Here is a 22170-nt window from a genome sequence, read left to right as displayed (position 1 = left end):
TCTGCTTTTATTATAATACCTGATCTATTCTGATTATTTCTTTACCAGTTTATGACTACTTCTTCCTGCCGCAGTCACAACTTCCAATACATAAACTCCTGCCGGATAGCTATCATAAGAAAGTGATAATTGAGTATTATTACCGGCTGATTGTTTTTTCATCAATCGTCCGTTCATATCATACAAAACCACTTCTTTAATTGCAATAGGGGCAGTTATCCGAACTGTTCCGACTACGTCATAAGAAACGGAAACACCTGTTTCGGCCGTTATATTTTCCGTTGAAGTAGAAGGATCGGCAGCTACCACGATTTCACCGGTTGTATTGTTATTACCTCTTACCCATTTCCATTCATTTCCATCGCTACTTTTATATAACAAACGGATACGGTCACCGGGAGCGATCGTTTTTGTGATCGTACAAGGAACTTCCTGTCCTACTCCACGTTCGATCTGGATAGTAACAGGCTCTTCACTGGAGATAAATTCTTTTGTATTCCCGTTTTTGTCTACAAGAGCAACAACCAGGTTACCTGAAAAATCACGGATACTCATGTTGCCTACATAACCATACTGGACACCGAAAAGCTGATTTTCTTCAAAATCTTCTGTGGTAGCTTCAAGACCGGCAAAGACAGTACCCTCATTTTCCCCATAGAAAAAGGCCAATACATCCTGATAGGTAGAACCTACCACCGGTTTCTTCATACTGATAATGGCATCCTGGCCAAGCGAGAAACCACCTCCGCTATTGCCACCGGTTCCCTGCACTTCGGGTTCGAGGACAGATAACAGGTAATACCCGTTAGCCAGTCCGCTCCATCCCCAGTTCACATGATAATAATCAGCATCGTTGTAACCGTCGATGATAAATTGATGACCTTCTTTTTGATCATTCTCACCCCCATAGACAACAGGGCGATTATCATCTAGTTCACCTTTGATAATAGCTTCCCATTCGTTTTTCTGATAATTATCGCGTTGCAGGACATGAAGGGATTTATCGTATTTCATATAATTGACAAGCCCTTGGGCTGCCGTTAATGTCAAGGCACCGCTGTTACCGGGAGCATAATTCATTTCTGAGAAAACACCGCAATCGTACATTAAGGTAGCTACGTTTTGGGCCTGCTCAGTAGTATACTGTCCTGCCGTGTAGGTAGAAGGCATGTTATCCCACTGGTATGGAGTGTCGAAAGTAGCAGAAAGAGACAGATTGTAGGTCTGCGAAGTATAAGAATGACTTCCCTGCCCTACGTCCGGCCATTTATGATATTGCATAGCGATAGCTGTCGAGGTGGCAACACATCCGGTGGGAGTACGCTGGCTGTTTACTACCGGGCATAAGTTATTATAAGGTGTCATCTGATCCCAAAGGACAGTTGTTAACAATGTTCCGGTCGATTTCAATTGCATCTTGCCCTGACGAACTTCATACCAAGCGGCTGTGACGTCCTTCGAAACTTCCGGTTTATTTTCACGTATCCAGTTGATCTGGCGTTGGTAACTTTCAAACCATCCACGCAGGTTGGACGGCATGGAGTCTTTTTCAAACAGTTGCTGCATACCATAACCTAGAATAGGATATACGGCATCATCACCGGCCACAACGACAAAGCCGTCGGCATCTTCACGGTTAAATACGTAAAAGGTAGCATCCTGTACGGAACCGGCTGATTTGGTAGCCGCTCCGGCATCCGACCAGACCAGTGTCAACCCCGACTCCGAAGCTTTTGTCTGCGGAGAATTACTCTTCAGGAAACTGAGTGCTACGCTCTTCGCCTGTTTTACATCAATAGGTGCAGCACTTATCGACATTGTCAACAAGGCGATAAAGAAAATAAAAGTACATCTTCTCATACTCGTCATTTTTTAGTTTAAACTTAGTTTGCGCTTATCAGAGGTTTGGTTGAAGGGCATTAATGGCGTTTTACTTCTTCCTTAATAAAGGTGTTCTTATAACAAAGAAAGGAGAAAAATAGTTCCCCTTTCCACTTTAATGAAGAAGTATTTTCTTTGATATCACAATTTATGATACCCAAAAAGCCAGGTAACTCCCGACCGAAAATAAGTTATGTGAAGTAAAACAAAATAAATTGACTAACTTTGTGGCTTTAAACTGAAAACGATAAAAAACGATTAGATATTATGGAGTACAATTTCAGAGAAATCGAGAAAAAATGGCAAGAATACTGGATTGCCAACGGGGTTTATAAAGTGAAAGAAAACAAAGATAAACCCAAATACTACGTGTTGGATATGTTCCCTTACCCATCCGGTGCAGGACTACATGTTGGACATCCGCTCGGTTATATCGCTTCTGATATTTATTCCCGTTTCAAACGGTTACAGGGATTTAACGTATTACATCCAATGGGATATGATGCTTACGGTCTGCCTGCAGAACAATATGCTATCCAAACCGGACAACATCCCGAAGTAACAACAAAGCAAAATATTGCCCGTTATCGTGAGCAAATGGATAAGATAGGTTTCAGCTACGACTGGAGCCGTGAAATCCGTACATGCGATAAGGAATATTACCACTGGACACAATGGGCATTTATTAAAATGTTCAACAGTTATTACTGTAACGACGAAAAGAAAGCATTACCTATCGAAAGTCTGATCGAAGCATTTGAAACAGTAGGCACGGAAGGCCTGAATGCTGCTTGTGGTGAAGAAATGCAATTTACCGCTGAAGAATGGAAAGCTAAAAGCGATAAAGAAAAACAAGCTATATTGCTGAACTATCGTATCGCTTACCTGGGTGATACAATGGTTAACTGGTGTTCCGAACTGGGAACCGTATTAGCTAACGATGAAGTCGTGAACGGTGTTTCTGAACGTGGTGGTTTCCCTGTTGAGCAGAAAATGATGCGCCAGTGGTGTCTGCGTGTATCTGCTTATGCACAGCGTTTGCTGGACGGACTGGATACGATCGACTGGACGGATTCACTGAAAGAGACACAGCGCAACTGGATCGGTCGTAGCGAAGGTGCCGAAATCCAATTCAAAGTGAAAGATAGTGATGTAGAATTTACCATCTTTACAACCCGTGCAGATACTATGTTCGGTGTAACTTTCATGGTATTGGCTCCCGAAAGCGAATTAGTTGAACAATTAACGACACCCGAACAAAAACAGGAGGTCGATGCCTACTTGGATCGTACCAAAAAACGTACGGAACGTGAACGTATTGCCGACCGTTCTGTAACCGGTGTATTCAGCGGTTCATACGCTATCAATCCATTCACAGGTGATGCGGTACCCGTCTGGATCAGCGACTATGTATTGGCCGGATATGGAACAGGTGCTATCATGGCAGTTCCGGCACACGATAGTCGCGACTATGCATTTGCAAAACATTTCAACTTGCCTATTATCCCGTTGATCGAAGGCTGCGATATAAGCGAAGAAAGTTTCGATGCCAAAGAAGGTATTGTCTGCAATTCACCGAGACCGGATGTAACCCCTTATTGCGACTTGTCATTAAACGGCTTGACTGTAAAAGAAGCAATCGCCGCTACCAAGAAATATGTATCCGAACATCAATTAGGACGTGTAAAGATTAACTATCGTCTGCGCGATGCCATCTTCAGCCGCCAACGTTATTGGGGCGAACCGTTCCCTGTTTATTACAATGCCGACGGAATGCCTCAGATGTTACCATTCGAAGTATTACCGTTACAATTGCCGGAAGTGGATAAATTCCTGCCGACAGCCACAGGCGAACCTCCATTGGGACATGCAACTAAATGGGCTTGGGATTCTGTAAACAAAAAGGTTGTAGAAACATCCAAAATAGACAATAAAACAATTTTCCCATTGGAACTTTGTACTATGCCGGGCTTTGCCGGTTCTTCCGCTTATTATCTGCGTTACATGGATCCTCATAACAATGAAGGCCTGGTAGATAAACAAGTGAATGAATACTGGCGTAATGTAGACCTGTATATCGGTGGAACGGAACATGCTACCGGTCACCTCATCTACAGCCGCTTCTGGAATAAATTCCTGTATGATATGGGAACAATTTGCGAAGACGAACCGTTCCGTAAGCTGATCAACCAGGGTATGATCCAGGGACGTTCCAACTTCGTATATCGTATCAAAGATACCAACACATTCGTATCTCTGAACCTGAAAGACCAGTATGAAGTAACTCCAATTCACGTAGACGTTAACATTGTATCCAATGATATACTGGATATCGAAGCTTTCAAAAACTGGCGTCCGGAATATCATAATGCAGAATTTATACTGGAAGACGGTAAATATATCTGCGGATGGGCTGTTGAAAAGATGTCTAAATCGATGTTCAACGTAGTAAACCCGGATATGATCGTAGACAAATACGGTGCAGATACTTTGCGTCTGTATGAAATGTTCTTAGGTCCGTTGGAACAATCCAAACCCTGGGATACAAATGGTATTGACGGTGTTCATCGCTTCCTGAAGAAACTGTGGGCTTTGTTCTATGGAAATACTGAAAGTTTGCAGATCACAGATGCTGAACCCACAGCTGAAGAATTAAAATCATTACATAAACTGATCAAGAAAGTAACATTTGATATCGAGCATTTCTCTTACAATACTTCTATCAGTGCTTTCATGATCTGTATTAACGAATTAGGCAGCCTGAAATGCAATAAGCGTGCTATCCTGGAGCAACTCATCATCTTACTTGCTCCGTTTGCACCTCACACAGCAGAAGAGTTATGGCATGTATGTGGTCACGAAACAACTATATGCGATGCTCCATGGCCGCAGCACAACGAAGAGTATCTGAAAGAAAATTCAGTTACTTACGCCATCTCATTCAACGGAAAAGCCCGTTTCAATCTGGAACTCCCGGCTGATATGCCCCGTGAAGAGGTAGAAAATGTTGCTCTCAGCCACGAAAGTTCCGCTAAATGGATGGAAGGCAAGACTCCTAAAAAGGTAATTGTCGTTCCAGGTAAGATCGTTAATATCGTTATCTAAATGAGAACAGCTCAGTTTTATAAAGTATTTTTTTCTATACAGGATTATCTGATGATTCTGTTCGGAACCCTTTTATATGGTTTCGGATTCAATGCATTTATCCTGTCTAATGAAATTGTTACCGGTGGTGTCAGTGGTATCTGTGCATTGATATTCTTTGCCACCGGCGGCGCTATACCGGTATCGGTTTCTTACTTTGTTATCAATGTAGTCTTACTATTAGCCGCTCTAAAGATTTTAGGACTTAAATTCCTGATAAAGACAATCTTTGGTGTATTCTCTCTTTCTGCTTCCCTGTCATTTTTTGAATGGTTGCTGAAAGGAAATCCTATACTGCATGATCAACCGTTTATGGCAATCATGATCGGTGCACTCCTCTGCGGTGCCGGATTGGGACTGGTATTTTCTGCTAACGGAAGTACGGGAGGAACCGATATTATCGGAGCTATTGTAAACAAATACAAGAACATATCTATCGGACGTGCCTTGTTATTCTGCGATTTCTTCATTATCAGCTCTTCTTTCTTCCTATTCCATAATGTGGATAAGATCGTGTTCGGTTTTGTTGAAATGCTTATCAGCAACTATGTGCTCGACATGGTACTAAATGGTAACCGTCAATCCGTACAATTCCTTATATTCTCACAAAAATATGATGAGATAGCCGATCGGATCATTCATGATCTGGATCGTGGATGTACTATTCTGGATGGTGTAGGAGGTTATTCCAAAAAGCCCGTTAAAGTAGTCGTATTGCTGGCTAAGAAGTCAGAATCCGTATCCATCTTCCGGCTGGTAAAACAAATAGACCACCAGGCATTCATATCACAAAGTATCGTCCGTGGAGTATATGGAGAAGGGTTTGACCAGATAAAAACTTAAAACTATTATTCAAACAATTTAAAGCACTTCCATACGTTATACATATCGTACAGAAGTGCTTTTTTATTTATATATTTACAAACATGAAACTTGTATTCGCAACAAATAACCAACATAAGTTGGATGAAGTACAGAAAATAACAGCCGGTTACACCGAAATTGTTAGTCTGGCTGCCATCGATTGCCATGACGATATACCGGAAACAGCTGATACTCTAGAAGGAAACGCTTTACAAAAAGCCCGCTATATCAAAGAAAAATTCGGATATGATTGTTTTGCCGATGATACCGGTCTTGAAGTGGAAGCTTTAAACAATGCTCCCGGCGTATATTCTGCACGCTATGCCGGCCCGGGACACGATTCAGAAGCCAATATGAAAAAGCTTCTTCATGAAATGAGTGACAAAAAAAATCGTAAAGCTCGCTTCCGTACTGTTATCGCCTTGATTTTTGATAGTAAGGAATATCTGTTCGAAGGTATAGTAAATGGCCAGATAACGAATGAAAAACGTGGAACAAGCGGTTTTGGATATGATCCAATCTTCATGCCTGACAGTTTTGAGCAAACATTTGCCGAAATGGGTAATAATATTAAAAACACGATCAGTCACCGCGCTGAAGCTGTTAAGAAATTGAGTGCATTTTTATCTATATTATCAGAATAAGTTATGAGAAGAATAGTATATACTCTTTTATTAATTTGTATTACAGTCCCTTATATTATAGCTCAAAAAAGTGTAGGAGAATGGAATACTTATCTTGCTTATTATACAACAACTAAGATTACCGAAGGTAATAATCATGTATATGCAGTTGCAGACGGTTCTTTATATAGCTACAACAAAGAAGATAATAGCATTACTCATTATTCAAGACAAACAGGCTTAAGCGATAATGATATAGATCATATAATTTTTAATCCGGAAGTAAATACTTTACTCATTACTTACAGTAACGGAAATATTGATCTATTAGGAGAAAACGGGGTATATAACCTATCTTATCTACTTGATAATTCAAGCGTAACAAATAAAACCATCAATAACATCTACCTATATAAAGAATTTGCTTATCTATCCACTGATTTTGGAATCATTGTTCTGAATATGAATAAAAAAGAAGTGAAAGATACTTACAAATTAAATAAAGTTATATACTCCGTAGCCATTAATAATGACCATATCTATGCAGCTTCTGCTACAGGTTTAATATATGCCTCATTAGATAGTAATTTATTAGATTATAATGAATGGAGTACTTATACATTATCTTCATCTGAGTTCGATATAGATAGCATTAGTCAAATATGTTTTTTTCAAAATAATCTCTGCTTATTTGCCAATCAAAATACAAAAAACAAGAGAGGCATTTACCATCAACAAGCAGATGGAACGGTAAGAAGTCTTTTAAAAAATGATGATTTAAAAGACATGGTTCTTCAAAATAATAAGTTAATGTCTTATACCAATTCTGATTTATATATTTATTCATCCCTTACAGATAAAGATGTCGTTAATGTAGGAATTATTAATAACGTTACATCTCTTAAAAGTCCGAATACCTTTTGGATAGCTTCAGGTTCCAATGGCATAAAGGGTATACAAAAGAAAAATAATAATTATGAAGTCGTATTATCTAATACGAATAATGATACAGAATATCCAAAACGCAATTATAATTATTTCATGACAACACATGAGAATAAATTATTAGTTATTGGAGGGGGACGTTGGACAGACCGCTCAGGAAGACCTGGTACATTTATGGAATATGAAGATGGCAAATGGTATAATTTTGATGAAAATGAAATAAATAAGAAATTCAGATATTTCTGGGATTATACAGGGATAGCTGTCGATCCAAAAGATCCTGAACACTATTTCATTTCATCCTATGGAGAAGGTATAGCAGAACTAAAAGACAAAGAAGCCATACAATTATATACTTATAAAAATAGTGCTCTGGATACAGTTGTTGGCAATGGGTTAAATCCTTTTGATTATACACGTATAGGTGGCATTACTTTTGATAAAGCAGGGAACTTATGGGCTACAAATTGTGAAGTATCCAAAGTTCTAAAAGTGTTAAAGACTGATGGAACATGGGCTAGTTTTAAATTTAATGATTTTATGAATGTTCGCATGGCCGACAAAATAACAATCACATCCGACAATCGTAAATGGATTAATGTTCCCTATGGAAATGAATCCGGTATTTTAATATTTGATGATAATGGAACTATAGATGATACTAATGATGACGAACATCGTTATATAAAATCATTCAGCGATATCAACGGTACGATTGATGCCAGCGGTTACTTCTGCATTACTGAAGATAAAAACGGACAAGTCTGGATTGGAACTAACAGAGGTCCGATTTACTGTGCCAATCCCAAAGCTAAACTGGAAGAGATAAGATGTAGCCGGGTTATCCGTCCCGCAGATGAAATCAATGATGTTCCTTACAATTTTCTTGATGGAGAACAAATAAATGCTATCGCTGTAGACGGAGGAAACCGTAAATGGATAGCTACACAAAGTTCCGGTGTATTTCTGGTAAGTGAAGATGGTATGGAAACAATCGAAAATTTTACAACAACCAACTCTCCTCTCCCATCCAATCAGATAAATTCATTAGCTATTAATCAACTGACCGGAGAAGTTTTTATAGGTACTGAAAAAGGATTGGTATCTTATATGGGCGATGCAACAGAAGGAAAAGAAGATTATTCGGATATATATGCTTATCCGAATCCTGTTCGTCCGGAACATAACGACCATGTAACGATCGTCGGATTAATGAATGATTCGAATGTAAAAATCACGGATCTGAAAGGTAATATCATTTACCAGGGAAAATCTGCCGGAGGTACTTTTACCTGGGATTGCCGGAGTAGAAAAGGTGGCCGGGTTGCAACCGGAGTTTATCTTGTATTCTCAGCAACACCCGAAGCCAAAGAAAGCGTGGTGACTAAAATTATGGTAGTGAAATAAGTATTTGATTGGTTATCTTTTTGGCACCTTTGTCATTCGGATGGATTGCATCATAAAAATCAGATGCTTCCAACAAATCAAAACAATCGATATAAGGAATATATCCCAATGCTTTTATATAAGACTGAAGAGCTTCCTGCTTTTCAGTCTTTTTTGCTGATACTATATCAGGATTATATGGCATCAATACCAGATAATATTGAATATTCTTTGCTTTGAAAAAAGAATAAGACTCCTCTATCAATCGTTTCCATTCAGGAGTTATCCTATATGCTTCAAACTTATTTTGTTTGTTTTGTTCGTCCAGTCCACGCTGATAAACAGCTTCATTTCTGTAAGAGGCCTGAGCAGCAGGATAACGCAATTCATTGTCGATAGAACTTTCCGGTGCATCATCGTCCAATAGATTACGAAGTACGAATGAGAATCCCGAAAACAAACAATTCCTGGCTTTATAATTATAATACCAATCCGATTTACTCAATTCATCATATAAACCAGGTACTAACGATTTCGTCCGGTCATCCATCTTATAGCCATACATATGCAAAGCTACCTGATTAGGTATATCCATATCGACCGGCTTGGACAAAACATCTATATCGAGACACTGGATAACCGTTTTGACAGAAGACGGCAGTGAAGAATAATATAAAGCACTTTCACTCAGCATCTGTCCGGTCGAAGTAAAACTATATACGACAGGATGATCGCTCAACTCTTTTTCCAACATATAGCCATCTACTCCGCTCATCCCCCTGCTATTACCGAAAATAACAATTTCCGGAGCTTGTTCCGGATCTTTTATTGTATTCAGTATAAGTTTGGTGCGGGCGTAATCATTAGGAAGCATCCTGAAGAAGTAAGGAGTTACCCCATTCAGACCAACCATCAAAACGATTATAAATAATAGAAAAAAGAATATCCTCTTTATCTGTTTCCCTGTCAGTTCCATAACTTCTTAGAATTGAAAATAAATAAAATTAGAAGAATCAGCACCAAAGAAATAAATCGAAAAGAGTATGCCGGCATAAATAGAATACCGGACAAATGAACTTTGTATATTCTGTATATCCAATCCGAAAGACTTATTCCTGTTCACCCATTCCACGACTAACAGAATACCTATAAACACCAACGATAACACGGCCGTCACATTATTAGCTCCGCTAACTTTGGGAACCCTCAACAAAGAAGGTGAAAATATATCACCGATATAATTAAACGCAATAGAGAGTGTTTCTGCCCTGAACACAATCCATCCCAGGGTAACGAACCCGAAAGTGATCAAGATTGAAATAACAGGAGGAAACATAGGCGAATCACCCTGTTTCTTCTTACTCAATAATAACAAAGGTACAAATAATAATCCATGATAGATTCCCCAGGTAATGAATGTCCAGTTTGCTCCATGCCACAATCCGCTCAGGAAAAATATAACCAGAATATTACGTATATGCTTATATTGTCCTTCCCTGCTACCGCCCAAAGGAATATATACATAATCCACGAACCAGGTGTTCAACGATATATGCCACCTGCGCCAGAATTCGATAATATTTCTTGAAAAATAAGGATAATGAAAGTTTTGCTTCAATGTTATGCCAAATAATTTAGCTGTCCCTATGGCAATGTCCGAATACCCGGAAAAGTCTCCGTATATCTGGAAAGCAAATAAAACAGCTCCCAGAACCAATGTACTGGCAGAATAATTCGAATAATTACCGAATACATCGTTCACAACCAATGCACAGTTATCAGCAATCACCATCTTTTTAAAAAAGCCCCATAAGATCTGCCGCATACCATCCACGGCATAATCATAAGTAAACCTGCGCGGCTTATAAAACTGGACCAGCAAATTGGTAGCTCTTTCGATAGGCCCGGCAACCAATTGTGGAAAAAAACTGACGAAGGCAAAGAAAGCCACTATATCTTTAGTTGGTTCCAGCCTTCTCCTGTACACATCTATTGTGTAACTCAAAGCCTGAAACGTATAAAAACTGATACCTACCGGAAGAATGATCTGCAAAGTCGATTTGTGCAAGGTAATCCCCAACAGGGAAAAAGCTTCCACAAAGTTATCAACAAAGAAATTAAAGTATTTGAAAAATCCGAGGATAGCTAAATTAAGGAAAATATTAATCCCGGTTATCCACCTGCACTTCTTTTGTATGGATAAAATATCTTCAGATAATGAAACATTGCTCTCCCGTACTTTTGCAATAGCAACCCCACTTAACCAGCTGCAAAAAGAGGTAAAGGCAATAAGTATAAGAAAACGCCAGTCCCACCATCCATAAAACAGATAGCTTACAATGACGATAAATAAGTTTTGTAATTTTATCTTCCTGTTGAAAACAAACCAATACAGTAAGAATACTACCGGAAGATAAATCAGAAACTCTATTGAATTAAATAACATCTTGTTCTGTTCTATGAATGATGGGACAGCCTATATGTTACAAACCTAATTTTTCAGAAATCTCCAACATCTTACGGATCGGTTTGATAGCCTTCTTCTGTACTTCCTCATCGACAAATATCTCCGGCATTTCAAACTTCAAGCAGTTATACAGCTTTTCCATCGTATTCAGCCGCATGAAATTACATTCGTTGCAAGCACATGTACTGTCGTTGGGAGGAGCCGGAATAAACTCCTTCTCCGGACTCTTTTTCCGCATTTCGTGAATAACGCCGCTTTCCGTCGCTACAATGAACTGTTTCTTATCTGACTTGATAGTGTGTTTCAAAAGAGCAGCAGTCGAACCTACGAAGTCTGACACCTGTATAACGGGTTGTTTACACTCCGGGTGAGTGATCACTTCCGCATCCGGATACTGTTTCTTCAAATCCAGTATCTTTTCCAGTGAGAATTGTTCATGTACGTGACAGGCACCATCCCAAAGCAACATATTACGTCCGGTAATGCTGTTTATGTAATTACCCAAGTTACGGTCCGGGCCGAAGATCATCTTTGTTCCTTCCGGAAAACTTTCAACGATCTGACGGGCATTCGTAGAAGTTACTACCACATCCGTTACCGCCTTTACTGCAGCTGTCGTATTAACATACGAAATAACCACATGATCCGGGTGTTGTTTTACAAATTCGGCAAAGTCGGGAGCCGGACAACTATCGGCCAAGGAACAGCCGGCATTCAGGTCAGGAACCAATACTTTTTTATCCGGACAAAGGATCTTAGCTGTCTCACCCATAAAATGAACACCACAGAGAACTATTATATCCGCTGTAGTTTTGGCAGCCCACTGGGCTAAAGCCAAACTGTCCCCGACAAAGTCTGCTATATCCTGTATATCACCTGTCTGATAATAATGAGCAAGAATGATCGCATTCTTCTCTTTACGCAACTTGTCGATGGATTCCTTCAGATCCATATCTTTGGGAACCGGTGCATCCATATATCCGATCGATTGATTTGTCAACATAGTATATCTATTATATTATTCTTAGTTTAATTTTAAAGATATCATGATGTATATAATATCCTGTTCATATTGTTAATAAGATAATCGCCTTTTGATCCTATTAAGGATATTAATAGTATATCAACAAAGTTATCATCACCTTTTATAACTGATAATCTATGCTTTAATATACTTTTCAACTTCTTGTTGATAATATGCAAAGGTAAAAACTTTATTGATTTCAGCTACTGTATACAGTGTAAAACAATCTTTAAAAGAAAGGGGAAAGTATCTATTCGTATCTATCAGGTACTCCGATAATTCTCTTATACAGTATCTTCAATGACTAAAACAAACTAATTTTATCACTGTTTACCAACCATATATTCACAAGTTATAAGAATAGTATCACAATATATGATACTGGATTCGCATATATTATGAAAATAGAGTATCATATATTGTGATACTACTTTTATCCTATCCAATTTCTATACCTGACTATGAAATTACAAAAAAGGATATCGGTCTTCGATAATACTACCGGTTCTTCTTTCCTCTCTCTTAGTTATCCACAATTATATATTATATTAATATTAATCTTTAATTTAAAAATAAAATATGATGTATATGATATCCTGTTGAAACAGTTAATACATTTTTGTTACAATACTTGTCTGAGGAGTTATTAAAGTATATGAACTACTTATCAAAACGATACAAACAATATAAAAGATAGCTTCTGTACTGTTTTTCTTTATTTTATGGACTTTATTAGTTTTATGTTGATAACTGGTTGTGTGAAAAAGTTTGTTCCTGTTGAAGGGTGTTGATACGTGTATAACTGCTGTTAATAGCTCGTAATAAATAATGGGTTTGAAATGTTGCGTGTTTGAAATGAAGAGGAGTATAAGTAAGAATCTGAATAATGCAAGAACTTTTTTTCATTTTGTGTTCACTACTTATCAATACCTTTTCAACGGTATATCCACATTAATTAGCTACTTTTGCAGGCAAAGAAAAGAGTTATGCGTAAACTGAAAATAACAGAAATGAACCGCCTCACCCCGGAGGCTTTTAAAGAGAGTAAGAAGATACCTTTAATTGTTGTGCTTGACCATGTTAGGAGTCTGAATAACGTTGGATCCGTTTTCCGTACGTCGGACGCTTTCAAGGTGGAGGCCATTTATTTGTGCGGTATTACGGCTTGTCCGCCCCATGCGGAGATTCATAAGACTGCTTTGGGAGCTGAAGATACGGTGGAATGGAAATATTTTAAAGATACACACGACACTGTTGATAACCTGAAGCAACAAGGGTATATTGTTTGTGCAGTAGAACAAGCAGAAGGTAGTGTTATGCTGGATAAACTTCTGTTAGACAAGGATAAAAAATATGCTGTTATCATGGGAAACGAAGTAAAAGGTGTTCAACAATCTGTTGTTGATAACTGTGATATGTGTATTGAAATACCTCAATACGGAACCAAACATTCATTGAATGTATCGGTAACGACCGGGATCATTATTTGGGATTTTTTTAAACAATTATCAGATTAGTCCTCTTTCAACCATAATAACGACCCGTTCGGTCATGGCATCTTTTCCTTTCGGGTCGTATTCCGATTTCAGGCTGGCTCCGAACATACCGGCAAACAAATTCCAGAAGCCTGCCCTGAAACCTCCCAGGTAGGCTTTCAACAGGTTGTAACTTGATTGGTTACATTCCCTGTCGATCAGTTTGATAAGTAGTTTACCTTGTGAGAATGTCAGCTTTTTAAGTTCCGGTTTATATTCTTTGAACAAATCCTTTTCCATACGTTTCAGATGTTCCTGACGAGCTTTGTCATTAGGAAGTGTTTCCATATATTCATAGGTTTCGATCAGGGTTTCATATACCATTTTAGCATAAGGTAATGTACGTTTCACGTCACGAACCAGTTTATTGTATTTCTGTTGTTCACGATTGTTCTTAAAACGCATCTGCGGAAATATAAATACTTCCTGGAGGTTGACAACGGGAACTGTATCCTTCCCGTCCAGATAAGCTCTTTGCACTCCTTCGGGAAGTGTGTTTATTTTTAGTTTCTGTGCCTGACCAGCTGTAACACAGAGCAAAAACATAACCACAATCTTATACCATCTCACCTTTGTCATAGCCTACAAAAATAGATGATTTAGTAATAGCCTGTGCAGGTTTTACAGAATTTGACTAATTATATAGAGAAATGATGATTTACTTGTTAATAAGTTGCAGGATTAATAAGAATCGTTATATTTGCAGCAATTCTTATTAATAACAAAACGAATTAGCTATGGACATTGAATATTATTAGTAGCATTCTATAATGTGCTTATAAATTAACAACCAAAAATATCTTATCTATGAAATTATTGATTCTATCTCTGTTATCGGGAGTTTTTCCCTGTTTATATGCTGTTAATAACTTACGTTTGCCTGATATGCGTAGCGTGGGAATGGGAGAATGTGGCATTACCCAATCTTTTCTTTTCAATCCGGCACTGATCAGTCGGGAAAGTTATAAAAGTTTAGATATCAACTATTTTAATCGCTACGGACTAAAAGAACTGGGAGTTATCAACCTTTCATTTTCTTATCCTGCCACCTTTCTTCCAATCGGTGTTAATATCTCTTCTTTCGGTTATGATCGATACAGGGAAAGTATGTTCCGGATTTTCCTGGGAAAGTCTTTGAATGAAAAATGGAATATCGGTATAAGTATCCAGTATTCGATAATACAAACAGAGTTGACAGGAGAACATCCACAGTACTTGTCGACCGACATCGGCATTATTTATTCTCCGGTTGAAAAGCTGTTGATTGGTATGTTGATAATGGATTTACCATCTGTTGCTATTAAAAAGGAAGATATTGATACTAACTATTTTATGAGTTATTCTATACAGATAGGTTTTCAATGGGAAGTAATTAACAGCCTGTTGATAGTAGGGAATCTGGAGACAAATAAACAGACTGCTTTAACAGGTTGTACCGGTTTGGAATATCAATTATATAAACAGTTTTATATACGGGCAGGAATCAAAGCAACTCCCCTCCTGCCCACTATTGGTGTAGGGTATCGTTTTTCATGTTTCAGTGTAGATGTGGCAACTGTGTATCATCCGGTGTTGGGTATTAGTACAGGGATAGGTTTGAAGTATTCTTTTTAAATTATATAACTATGAAAAAGTCGTTTATAACTCTGTTTATATATATGTTGATAAACAGTTATAATATTAATAGTCAGAATATTTACTCTGTTGATAAGTGGATGGAATACATAGAAGAAATGGCTTCTGAAACAGATGATGATGACCGAATTGAAAATCTTTATTCCGATCTTTCATATCTGGCTGAACATCCTTTTGAATTGAACAGTGTTACCAGGGAAGAATTAACCCGCCTGCCTTTTTTATCCGATCAGCAGATTGAACAGATTATCTCTTACCGTAAAAAATATGGTAAACTGGTTACCTTTTATGAACTGAAGAATATTGAAGAGTTGGATTTTCAGACAATATCTTTGTTACTTCCTTTTGTTTATATCGGAGATATTTCTGTTGATAAACGTCCTTTTACTGTTAAGAACATGTTGAAGTACAGCTCTAATGAATTGCAAATCAGATATGATCAATGTTTTCAACAGAAAAAAGGATATTGTTCATATCCGGATAGTATTTTACAGCAATATCCGAACCGGAAATATCTGGGTGAACCTTTCTATCACTCCTTTCGTTATTCTTATGCATTTGATGAAAGGCTCCGGTTTGGAATTGTAGCGGAGAAAGATGCTGGTGAACCTTTTTGGAATGAGTATCATAAAGGGTATGATTATTATTCGGCACATCTATTTTTGAAAGATATAAACAAATGGTTGAAAAGCTTTGCAGTCGGTGATTACAAAGTTTCTTTCGGACAAGGATTGGTTATCAGTAGTGATTTTTCTCCGGGTAGGAGTTCTATTGTGGCTCAGGCTGAAAGACGTACGAATGGATTTCGCCGGCATTTTTCAACTAATGAGAATGATTATTTTCGTGGAGTAGCTTCTACCGTTTCGATTAAAGATTTGGATATCAGTTTCTTTTATTCTTTCAGGAAGCTGGATGCGGGTGTTGATAACTACGAGGTAAGTTCGTTTAAAACCGATGGTTTACACCGGTTGGAACGTGATTGGAATAAAAAACATACCGTCCCTATGCAGACATACGGTGGAAATGTACGCTATGCAACTTCTAATCTTGCTATCGGTATAACAGCCCTCTCCTATTCTTTTGGAAAATACGATATACAACCTGATCCGAAACCTTATAACCTTTTCTATTTCCGTGGAAACAGTAATATGAACATCAGTGTGGATTATATGTTGAAAACGAATAAACTTAAATTTTACGGTGAAACAGCCTTGTCTTCAAATAAAGCTGTAGCTACATTAAATGCGTTTCAACTGACACCTGTTTCTTATTTATCGTTATTGCTGCTTCATCGTTATTACGACAGGCGTTATCAAGCTTTTTTCGGAAGTGCTTTCAGTCAGAATTCTACTGTGCAGAATGAGCAAGGTGTTTATACAGGGATGCAATGGACACCGTTTGCACATTTTAAATTATCGTTGTATGCCGACTTATTTCGTTTCCCCTGGTTGAAATATGGAATAGATTCACCTTCTTCCGGACAGGAATATATGACTCAGTTGGATTATAATTCAGGAAAGAATTTTAGTACCTACTTTCGTTATAAGTACAGGAAGAAAGAAAATAACCAGACTGTAGAGAATGAATCGACACAAAATGTACTGCCTTATTCCCAACAACGTTTCCGTCTTCAATTGTTATATGGTTTACAATCTGCATGGGTGTTGAAAACATCTGCAGATGCTGTTTATTACGATGAACAACAGGGAAAACAAAGTCTTGGGTGGATGATTTCACAAAGTATAGGTTGGAAACCCTCTTCATTTCCTCTTCAGTCTGATTTTTATATTGGTTATTTTCATACGGATGATTATTACAGCCGTATCAATTCGTATGAAAAGAATATTCTTTATGCTTTCAATATGCCTTCTTTTTATGGAAAAGGAATCAGGTTATCTTTCTCTTTCCGATGGAACATACTGGATAAACTATCTGTTTCTGCAAAGCTGGCCCATACTTATTATGCCGATCGGGATTTGATAGGTACGGATCAGGAAGAGATAGAAGGACATAACAAAACAGATGTATATGTGCTTCTCAGGTATAAGTTTTAAATCTGTTTTATAATTCTGTTTTTAGGATATGATCGATGGAGTCCTTTAATATGTTGGTAAACTTTTCAGCTCCTTGCTCTGATAAGTGGTCACCGTCGTTGAAATCATTATCAACGAATCTGTCGTCTTTCAGATAATTGAGGTAGAGGACATTTTCGTGGTTGTTTACTATTTCTTTTGCTGTAGAGAATAGTAAATGGAGTTGGTTTTCATTTAAATAGTTGTAATAACTGGGATAGGTCGGTGTGGTAACTAGAATTAGTTTTATCTGCTTATTTTCACAAAACCGGATTATTTTATCCAGAAATCGAAGGTTATCAACTAAACCTTCCCGGTTATTCATAGTATGTCGTTTGGCTGCTTTTATGCCGCTTATATCCAAATTGTCTTTAAAAGCTTTGTTGACTCTGAATCCCAGTGGAGAACATTGTGAAATGTTTCCCTTTAAATATTCTTTTATTTTTTCATAAGTAATGCTGCTGGTGATTTCTAAGCTGTATTTATATTTATCATATCCCATATAAATACCATAATATTTTAAACGGGATTTATCAACATATTCCATCTTGTCCTGAAGCGTACAATACGAAAAAGAAAGGATTACATATTTTAATCCGGTATATAGATTATCATATTTAGTCAATATGAAATAGTCGCGTTCCAGATCCTGTGATGAGTTTGCAAAGTTAAAAGCATTAGTAAGGAAGAAAGGATTAACTCCAGACATACAATGTGAATTACCTAATATAAGTGTATTTAAGCTGTCTGCATGTTGTAGCATCCATTCGTTTTTGTATTTGTAGGTATTGGGAATTTGCCTGATAGTATATTCCAGTAGGATGAATATTATCAGTAGAGGAATAAGGAAGACGATCAATTGTTTTATAAACTTGTTCATAACGGTTAGAATTGAAAGTAAATAAAATTAGCCGGAGTGCCTTGCAGAAGGATAATTATAAAGATTAGGATATAATAAATACTCCATCGGATCACGGGTGATTTTACATTCCTGTTTATCCGCAGACCATGTTCTTTCTCCCGTTGAAACCATTCTACAATAAAAAGTAATAAACAATATATCAGAGCCTTTTTACCATATAGGAATGATATTTCAAATAAGGAAGGAGAAAAAAGATGTGATAAATAATCGAATGCTTCGCTGATATCATTTGCTCTGAAAATGATCCATCCGATGAGGACCAATAAGAATGTACCTAATATTTGTGCAGCTTCTTTTAAAGAAGGTAAATATTTACCTTCAGCAGCAATGTTTCTGGTATATCTCCTGTTTTTATTGAGTAATAAAAGGGGAATGAAAAGTAAAGCATGATAGATTCCCCATACAACGAATGTCCAGTTGGCTCCATGCCAAAGTCCGCTGATAATGAATATAATAAAAGTGTTTCGAATCACTTTAGTCTTTTTACACCGGCTTCCTCCCAACGGAATATAGATATAATCGCGAAACCAGGTACTTAACGATATATGCCAGCGTCTCCAGAATTCAGCAATGTCTCTTGAGAAATAGGGATAGTTGAAGTTTTTCATCAAATTGATCCCGAATAACCGGGAGCAACCGATAGCAATGTCCGAATAACCGGAAAAATCCCCGTATATCTGGAAAGTGAACAAAAGAGCTCCCAGTAAAAGTGTAAAACCACTCTGATATTGATAAGTGTTCCATATCTCATTAACAGCTACCGCGCAATTGTCTGCTATTATCATCTTCTTGAAAAATCCCCATAACATTTGTTGGCAGCCGTCTATTGCTTTATAATAATCGAATGTACGCTGTTTATAAAACTGGGGTAACAGATTGGTAGCTCTTTCTATCGGACCTGCTACCAACTGCGGGAAGAAACTGACATAAGCAAAAAATGCTACTGGATTATGGCAGACTGATATTTTCTTTTGATATACGTCGATGCTGTAACTAAGTGCCTGTAATGTATAAAAACTTATACCGACAGGTAAAAGTATGTCTAGTGTGATCCAGTCGGGTTCGAAGCCTAACGTATGTAATGCTGTTTTTAGATTGGCACTAAAGAAATTAAAATATTTGAAAGTAGCCAGGATGCCCAGGTTGAGTAAAATATTGATCGTATTAATCACTTTTTGTTTTTTACGGTTACCTTCAGCCCGTTCAATAAGAAGTCCGCTGATAAAACAGAAAGAGCTGGTCAGTATGATAAGAAAAAGAAAACGGATATCCCACCAGCCGTAAAAAACGTAGCTGGCTATCACAACAAGAAGGTTCTGCCATTTTAAATTCTTATTTGCCGACCAATACAGTATAAAGACTATTGGCAGGAAAAAGATGAATTCAATAGAATTAAACAGCACAATATAATATATTGCTGCCACTGATTCCCTGAAGTGGCAATTATTATAAGAGAAAACGTAGGAATTGACCGGACCTGTCGTTATTCCAATAATCTATCATCACAATTTACTGCACACAATCAGACACGCTAATATATACACGACTTGCCCATGAATAGACAAATGTGAAATAATAGCGAGTTAATTAATACTGTAAATTATGAAATATAAATTGAAAAGAATAAAGCCGGACGCTTTCTGTAATAAATATCGCTGATGTACGATTGTACTAGTCGCAAAAGTAGTGAAACATAGTTTATTGCCTGTTTAATTGATAATAAATTATATTTTATTAAAGGATAAGTGATTGTCTGATTTTTATGTATTTCTTCATTGGTTATTATAAGCTCTTTTGTAGCTTTGTGTCCGTAAAACTGGTAATATTGCGATGTTCTTTGTTATATAAAGAACTTAATGGATAAATTATATAGTTATGTCAACGATTCTTTTTGATAAAATAGTGTTCGGTCCGATACACAGTCGGCGTCTGGGTGTTTCTTTGGGTATGAACCTGCTTCCTGTCGATGGTAAACTTTGTTCTTTCGATTGCATTTATTGCGAGTGTGGTTTGAACGGTGAGCGTCGTACACGCACCAAACTACCGGTTCGTGAAGAAGTAAAAACCGCCTTGGAAGAAAAGTTATTGGCTATGCAAAAAGAAGGGATAGCTCCTGATGTGATCACCTTTGCAGGCAACGGAGAACCGACGATGCATCCGGAATTCGAAGGTATCATAGAAGATACGATCGCTACCCGCAACCGTTACTTTCCAAATGCCAAGATCGCTGTACTGTCAAATTCGACTATGCTTCATAAAGAGGGTGTATTCCGGGCATTAAATAAGATCGAGGATAATATACTTAAGCTCGATTCCGTACTCGATAGCCGGATACAACAGCTGAATGTTCCGAATTCCCCGGCTTTTACGTTCGAGAGATTGTTGGATCAATTATGCCGTTTTAACGGAAACCTGATTATCCAGACTATGTTCCTGCAAGGTGAAATAGATGGTAAGTCGGTTGATAATACTACTGAAGAGGAGATAAAAGGTTGGATCGATGCATTGAAAAAAATCAAACCGAAACAAGTTATGATCTATACTATTGATCGTGAAACACCTTTGAAAGGGCTTAAAAAGGTTTCTAAGGAGGCTTTGGATGCAATAGCAGACTGGGCCCGGAAAGAAGGATTTGATGTAACAGTTTCCTATTGATAAAAAATGCCTGGCTGGATAATCAGTCAGGCATTTTTTTTATTGTTTAATAGTGCGGATCGTTTTAACCGCCTTATCCGTAACCAGCTTAAAGAAATAAACACCCGAGGAAATATTTCCCGCATCTATCCATTCTGTCGGATTATTTATTTTCCGGATCATTTTTCCGTCGGTGGAATAAATATCTATGTATTTGATCTGCTGATAATTTATTATATGTATCCGATCTCTGAATATGGTAGGGCTGATATTTATTTCTTCCTTAGCCGATATGCTTTCAGAATTTACTTTTACTTCTGCCACAGCTGGGGTCGCTTTACTTTCTTTTGAATCATAAAGAGCTGAAACACTGTAATTATGGATACCGGAAATCACATTTTTGTCTGTAAATTGTAATGTTGAAGCCGGAACTGTTGCCTGTTTTATCTGATTTTTATAGATGTTATATCCTGTGACAACAGGGAAAGCCGTAATAGATTGTGTTGTCGTAGACCGGAGTTCTGTTAATTTACCTTCTTCGGAAGTGATAGTTGCGGAGATGATAAAATTATTATCATTTTCTTCATTTAGTAAATATTCCCATTTGTTTCCGTCGAACGATACTAAATTACCTTTTCCATTAATAGCCGGTCCTTTATCTATAAAAGCGGGATAAGCCGATCGGTTATATTTTCTGGCATATATGGAAATGATCAGTTCTTGACCGGCATCGATAGTATACGGGGTTTTTAACTCTACCGTATTCGATCTGTTAGGTGTCGTATTGCCTACTTCCTGTTGATATGTACGTTCTCCCTGCTTGATATAAATAGCATAGTTGACATTGTAAGCAGGAATGAATTTTACATTCGTTAGTGTCTTTTTATGCATATTTCCCAGGTCCTCAGGTTCCCAACGTTGACCGAAATAAAAAGAAGAACCTTGGTATCCGAGCTGTTTGTATGAGCTTTGTGTTCCCCACCCAATTGTTTTGCTATATACGGGAGCACTCCATTGTATAAGGACATCTTTGGAAGA

General features: G+C 37.6%; 16 protein-coding genes. 8 read left to right on the top strand and 8 right to left on the bottom strand.

All coding sequences use genetic code 11. The annotated features are described in order from the left end of the window. Window positions 1-33: 33 nt before the first annotated feature. Complete coding sequence (locus tag QZ076_RS17035; RefSeq protein ID WP_293715102.1) at window positions 34-1860, bottom strand: thiol protease/hemagglutinin PrtT; 1827 nt, start codon at window positions 1858-1860, stop codon at window positions 34-36. 288 nt (window positions 1861-2148) lie between these two features. Between QZ076_RS17035 and leuS the strand changes: the two genes are divergently transcribed. The 4 genes from leuS to QZ076_RS17015 all read left to right on the top strand — a co-directional run bounded on the left by leuS (window position 2149) and on the right by QZ076_RS17015 (window position 8864). Further along, window positions 2149-4986, top strand: coding sequence for a leucine--tRNA ligase (gene leuS, locus QZ076_RS17030; protein WP_293715101.1), 2838 nt, complete (start codon window positions 2149-2151; stop codon window positions 4984-4986). Next, the gene (locus tag QZ076_RS17025) at window positions 4987-5868 is read left to right on the top strand and encodes a YitT family protein (protein ID WP_293715098.1); all 882 of its coding nucleotides are present in this window, start codon (window positions 4987-4989) and stop codon (window positions 5866-5868) included. Between the two features lie 83 nt (window positions 5869-5951). Continuing rightward, entirely contained in the window at window positions 5952-6533 is a 582-nt protein-coding gene (locus QZ076_RS17020) for a non-canonical purine NTP diphosphatase (RefSeq protein WP_293715095.1), read from the top strand. Between the two features lie 3 nt (window positions 6534-6536). Then, complete coding sequence (locus QZ076_RS17015) at window positions 6537-8864, top strand: two-component regulator propeller domain-containing protein (RefSeq protein WP_293715092.1); 2328 nt, start codon at window positions 6537-6539, stop codon at window positions 8862-8864. On the opposite strand, the gene QZ076_RS17010 is transcribed toward QZ076_RS17015, so the two are convergent. The 3 genes from QZ076_RS17010 to nadA are packed head-to-tail and all read right to left on the bottom strand — an operon-like array spanning window position 8848 to window position 12313. Then, entirely contained in the window at window positions 8848-9819 is a 972-nt protein-coding gene (locus tag QZ076_RS17010; RefSeq protein WP_293715089.1) for a hypothetical protein, read from the bottom strand. The two genes, QZ076_RS17015 and QZ076_RS17010, sit on opposite strands and share 17 nt — an antisense overlap. Window positions 9820-9825: 6 nt before the next feature. After that, entirely contained in the window at window positions 9826-11289 is a 1464-nt protein-coding gene (locus tag QZ076_RS17005; protein ID WP_293715086.1) for an MBOAT family O-acyltransferase, read from the bottom strand. A 37-nt stretch (window positions 11290-11326) separates the two neighbouring features. Beyond that, window positions 11327-12313, bottom strand: coding sequence for a quinolinate synthase NadA (gene nadA / locus QZ076_RS17000; protein ID WP_293715083.1), 987 nt, complete (start codon window positions 12311-12313; stop codon window positions 11327-11329). Window positions 12314-13320: 1007 nt separating this feature from the next. On the opposite strand from nadA, the gene QZ076_RS16995 reads away from it, so the two are divergent. Beyond that, window positions 13321-13851 (top strand): RNA methyltransferase, encoded by a 531-nt coding sequence (locus tag QZ076_RS16995; protein WP_293715079.1) that lies wholly within the window; start codon window positions 13321-13323, stop codon window positions 13849-13851. On the opposite strand, the gene QZ076_RS16990 is transcribed toward QZ076_RS16995, so the two are convergent. Beyond that, window positions 13843-14448 carry a DUF4294 domain-containing protein gene (locus QZ076_RS16990; RefSeq protein ID WP_293715076.1) on the bottom strand — a complete coding sequence of 202 codons (606 nt, stop codon included), beginning with the start codon at window positions 14446-14448 and terminating at the stop codon, window positions 13843-13845. The two genes, QZ076_RS16995 and QZ076_RS16990, sit on opposite strands and share 9 nt — an antisense overlap. A gap of 228 nt (window positions 14449-14676) precedes the next feature. Between QZ076_RS16990 and QZ076_RS16985 the strand changes: the two genes are divergently transcribed. Together QZ076_RS16985 and QZ076_RS16980 are read left to right on the top strand one after the other, a co-directional pair. Beyond that, the gene (locus QZ076_RS16985) at window positions 14677-15483 is read left to right on the top strand and encodes a hypothetical protein (RefSeq protein ID WP_293715073.1); all 807 of its coding nucleotides are present in this window, start codon (window positions 14677-14679) and stop codon (window positions 15481-15483) included. Between the two features lie 11 nt (window positions 15484-15494). Further along, the gene (locus tag QZ076_RS16980; RefSeq protein WP_293715070.1) at window positions 15495-17558 is read left to right on the top strand and encodes a helix-hairpin-helix domain-containing protein; all 2064 of its coding nucleotides are present in this window, start codon (window positions 15495-15497) and stop codon (window positions 17556-17558) included. Between the two features lie 7 nt (window positions 17559-17565). On the opposite strand, the gene QZ076_RS16975 is transcribed toward QZ076_RS16980, so the two are convergent. Together QZ076_RS16975 and QZ076_RS16970 are read right to left on the bottom strand one after the other, a co-directional pair. Further along, window positions 17566-18456 carry a DUF1574 family protein gene (locus tag QZ076_RS16975; protein WP_293715068.1) on the bottom strand — a complete coding sequence of 297 codons (891 nt, stop codon included), beginning with the start codon at window positions 18454-18456 and terminating at the stop codon, window positions 17566-17568. A 5-nt stretch (window positions 18457-18461) separates the two neighbouring features. Next, window positions 18462-19901 (bottom strand): MBOAT family O-acyltransferase, encoded by a 1440-nt coding sequence (locus tag QZ076_RS16970; protein WP_293715113.1) that lies wholly within the window; start codon window positions 19899-19901, stop codon window positions 18462-18464. 472 nt (window positions 19902-20373) lie between these two features. On the opposite strand from QZ076_RS16970, the gene QZ076_RS16965 reads away from it, so the two are divergent. Further along, window positions 20374-21153 carry a radical SAM protein gene (locus QZ076_RS16965; protein ID WP_293715065.1) on the top strand — a complete coding sequence of 260 codons (780 nt, stop codon included), beginning with the start codon at window positions 20374-20376 and terminating at the stop codon, window positions 21151-21153. Between the two features lie 39 nt (window positions 21154-21192). On the opposite strand, the gene QZ076_RS16960 is transcribed toward QZ076_RS16965, so the two are convergent. Beyond that, window positions 21193-22170: T9SS type A sorting domain-containing protein (locus QZ076_RS16960; RefSeq protein WP_293715063.1), on the bottom strand; the 978-nt coding region annotated here is incomplete at its 5' end.

It is taken from the genome of uncultured Parabacteroides sp. (assembly GCF_905196875.1).
Lineage (GTDB): Bacteria > Bacteroidota > Bacteroidia > Bacteroidales > Tannerellaceae > Parabacteroides.
Note: the sequence above shows the minus strand (reverse complement) of the source record. Positions and strands in the feature narration are given on the sequence as shown.

Excerpts from the sequence above, each read along its gene's own strand:
- QZ076_RS17035 (WP_293715102.1), bottom strand. The coding sequence starts at position 1,860 with ATGAGAAGATGTACTTTTATTTTCTTTATCGCCTTGTTGACAATGTCG.
- QZ076_RS17010 (WP_293715089.1), bottom strand. The coding sequence starts at position 9,819 with ATGGAACTGACAGGGAAACAGATAAAGAGGATATTCTTTTTTCTATTA.
- QZ076_RS16980 (WP_293715070.1), top strand. The coding sequence starts at position 15,495 with ATGAAAAAGTCGTTTATAACTCTGTTTATATATATGTTGATAAACAGT.
- QZ076_RS16990 (WP_293715076.1), bottom strand. The coding sequence starts at position 14,448 with ATGACAAAGGTGAGATGGTATAAGATTGTGGTTATGTTTTTGCTCTGT.
- QZ076_RS17020 (WP_293715095.1), top strand. The coding sequence starts at position 5,952 with ATGAAACTTGTATTCGCAACAAATAACCAACATAAGTTGGATGAAGTA.
- QZ076_RS16965 (WP_293715065.1), top strand. The coding sequence starts at position 20,374 with ATGTCAACGATTCTTTTTGATAAAATAGTGTTCGGTCCGATACACAGT.
- QZ076_RS17025 (WP_293715098.1), top strand. The coding sequence starts at position 4,987 with ATGAGAACAGCTCAGTTTTATAAAGTATTTTTTTCTATACAGGATTAT.
- QZ076_RS16995 (WP_293715079.1), top strand. The coding sequence starts at position 13,321 with ATGCGTAAACTGAAAATAACAGAAATGAACCGCCTCACCCCGGAGGCT.
- leuS (WP_293715101.1), top strand. The coding sequence starts at position 2,149 with ATGGAGTACAATTTCAGAGAAATCGAGAAAAAATGGCAAGAATACTGG.
- QZ076_RS17015 (WP_293715092.1), top strand. The coding sequence starts at position 6,537 with ATGAGAAGAATAGTATATACTCTTTTATTAATTTGTATTACAGTCCCT.
- nadA (WP_293715083.1), bottom strand. The coding sequence starts at position 12,313 with ATGTTGACAAATCAATCGATCGGATATATGGATGCACCGGTTCCCAAA.
- QZ076_RS17005 (WP_293715086.1), bottom strand. The coding sequence starts at position 11,289 with ATGTTATTTAATTCAATAGAGTTTCTGATTTATCTTCCGGTAGTATTC.
- QZ076_RS16975 (WP_293715068.1), bottom strand. The coding sequence starts at position 18,456 with ATGAACAAGTTTATAAAACAATTGATCGTCTTCCTTATTCCTCTACTG.
- QZ076_RS16985 (WP_293715073.1), top strand. The coding sequence starts at position 14,677 with ATGAAATTATTGATTCTATCTCTGTTATCGGGAGTTTTTCCCTGTTTA.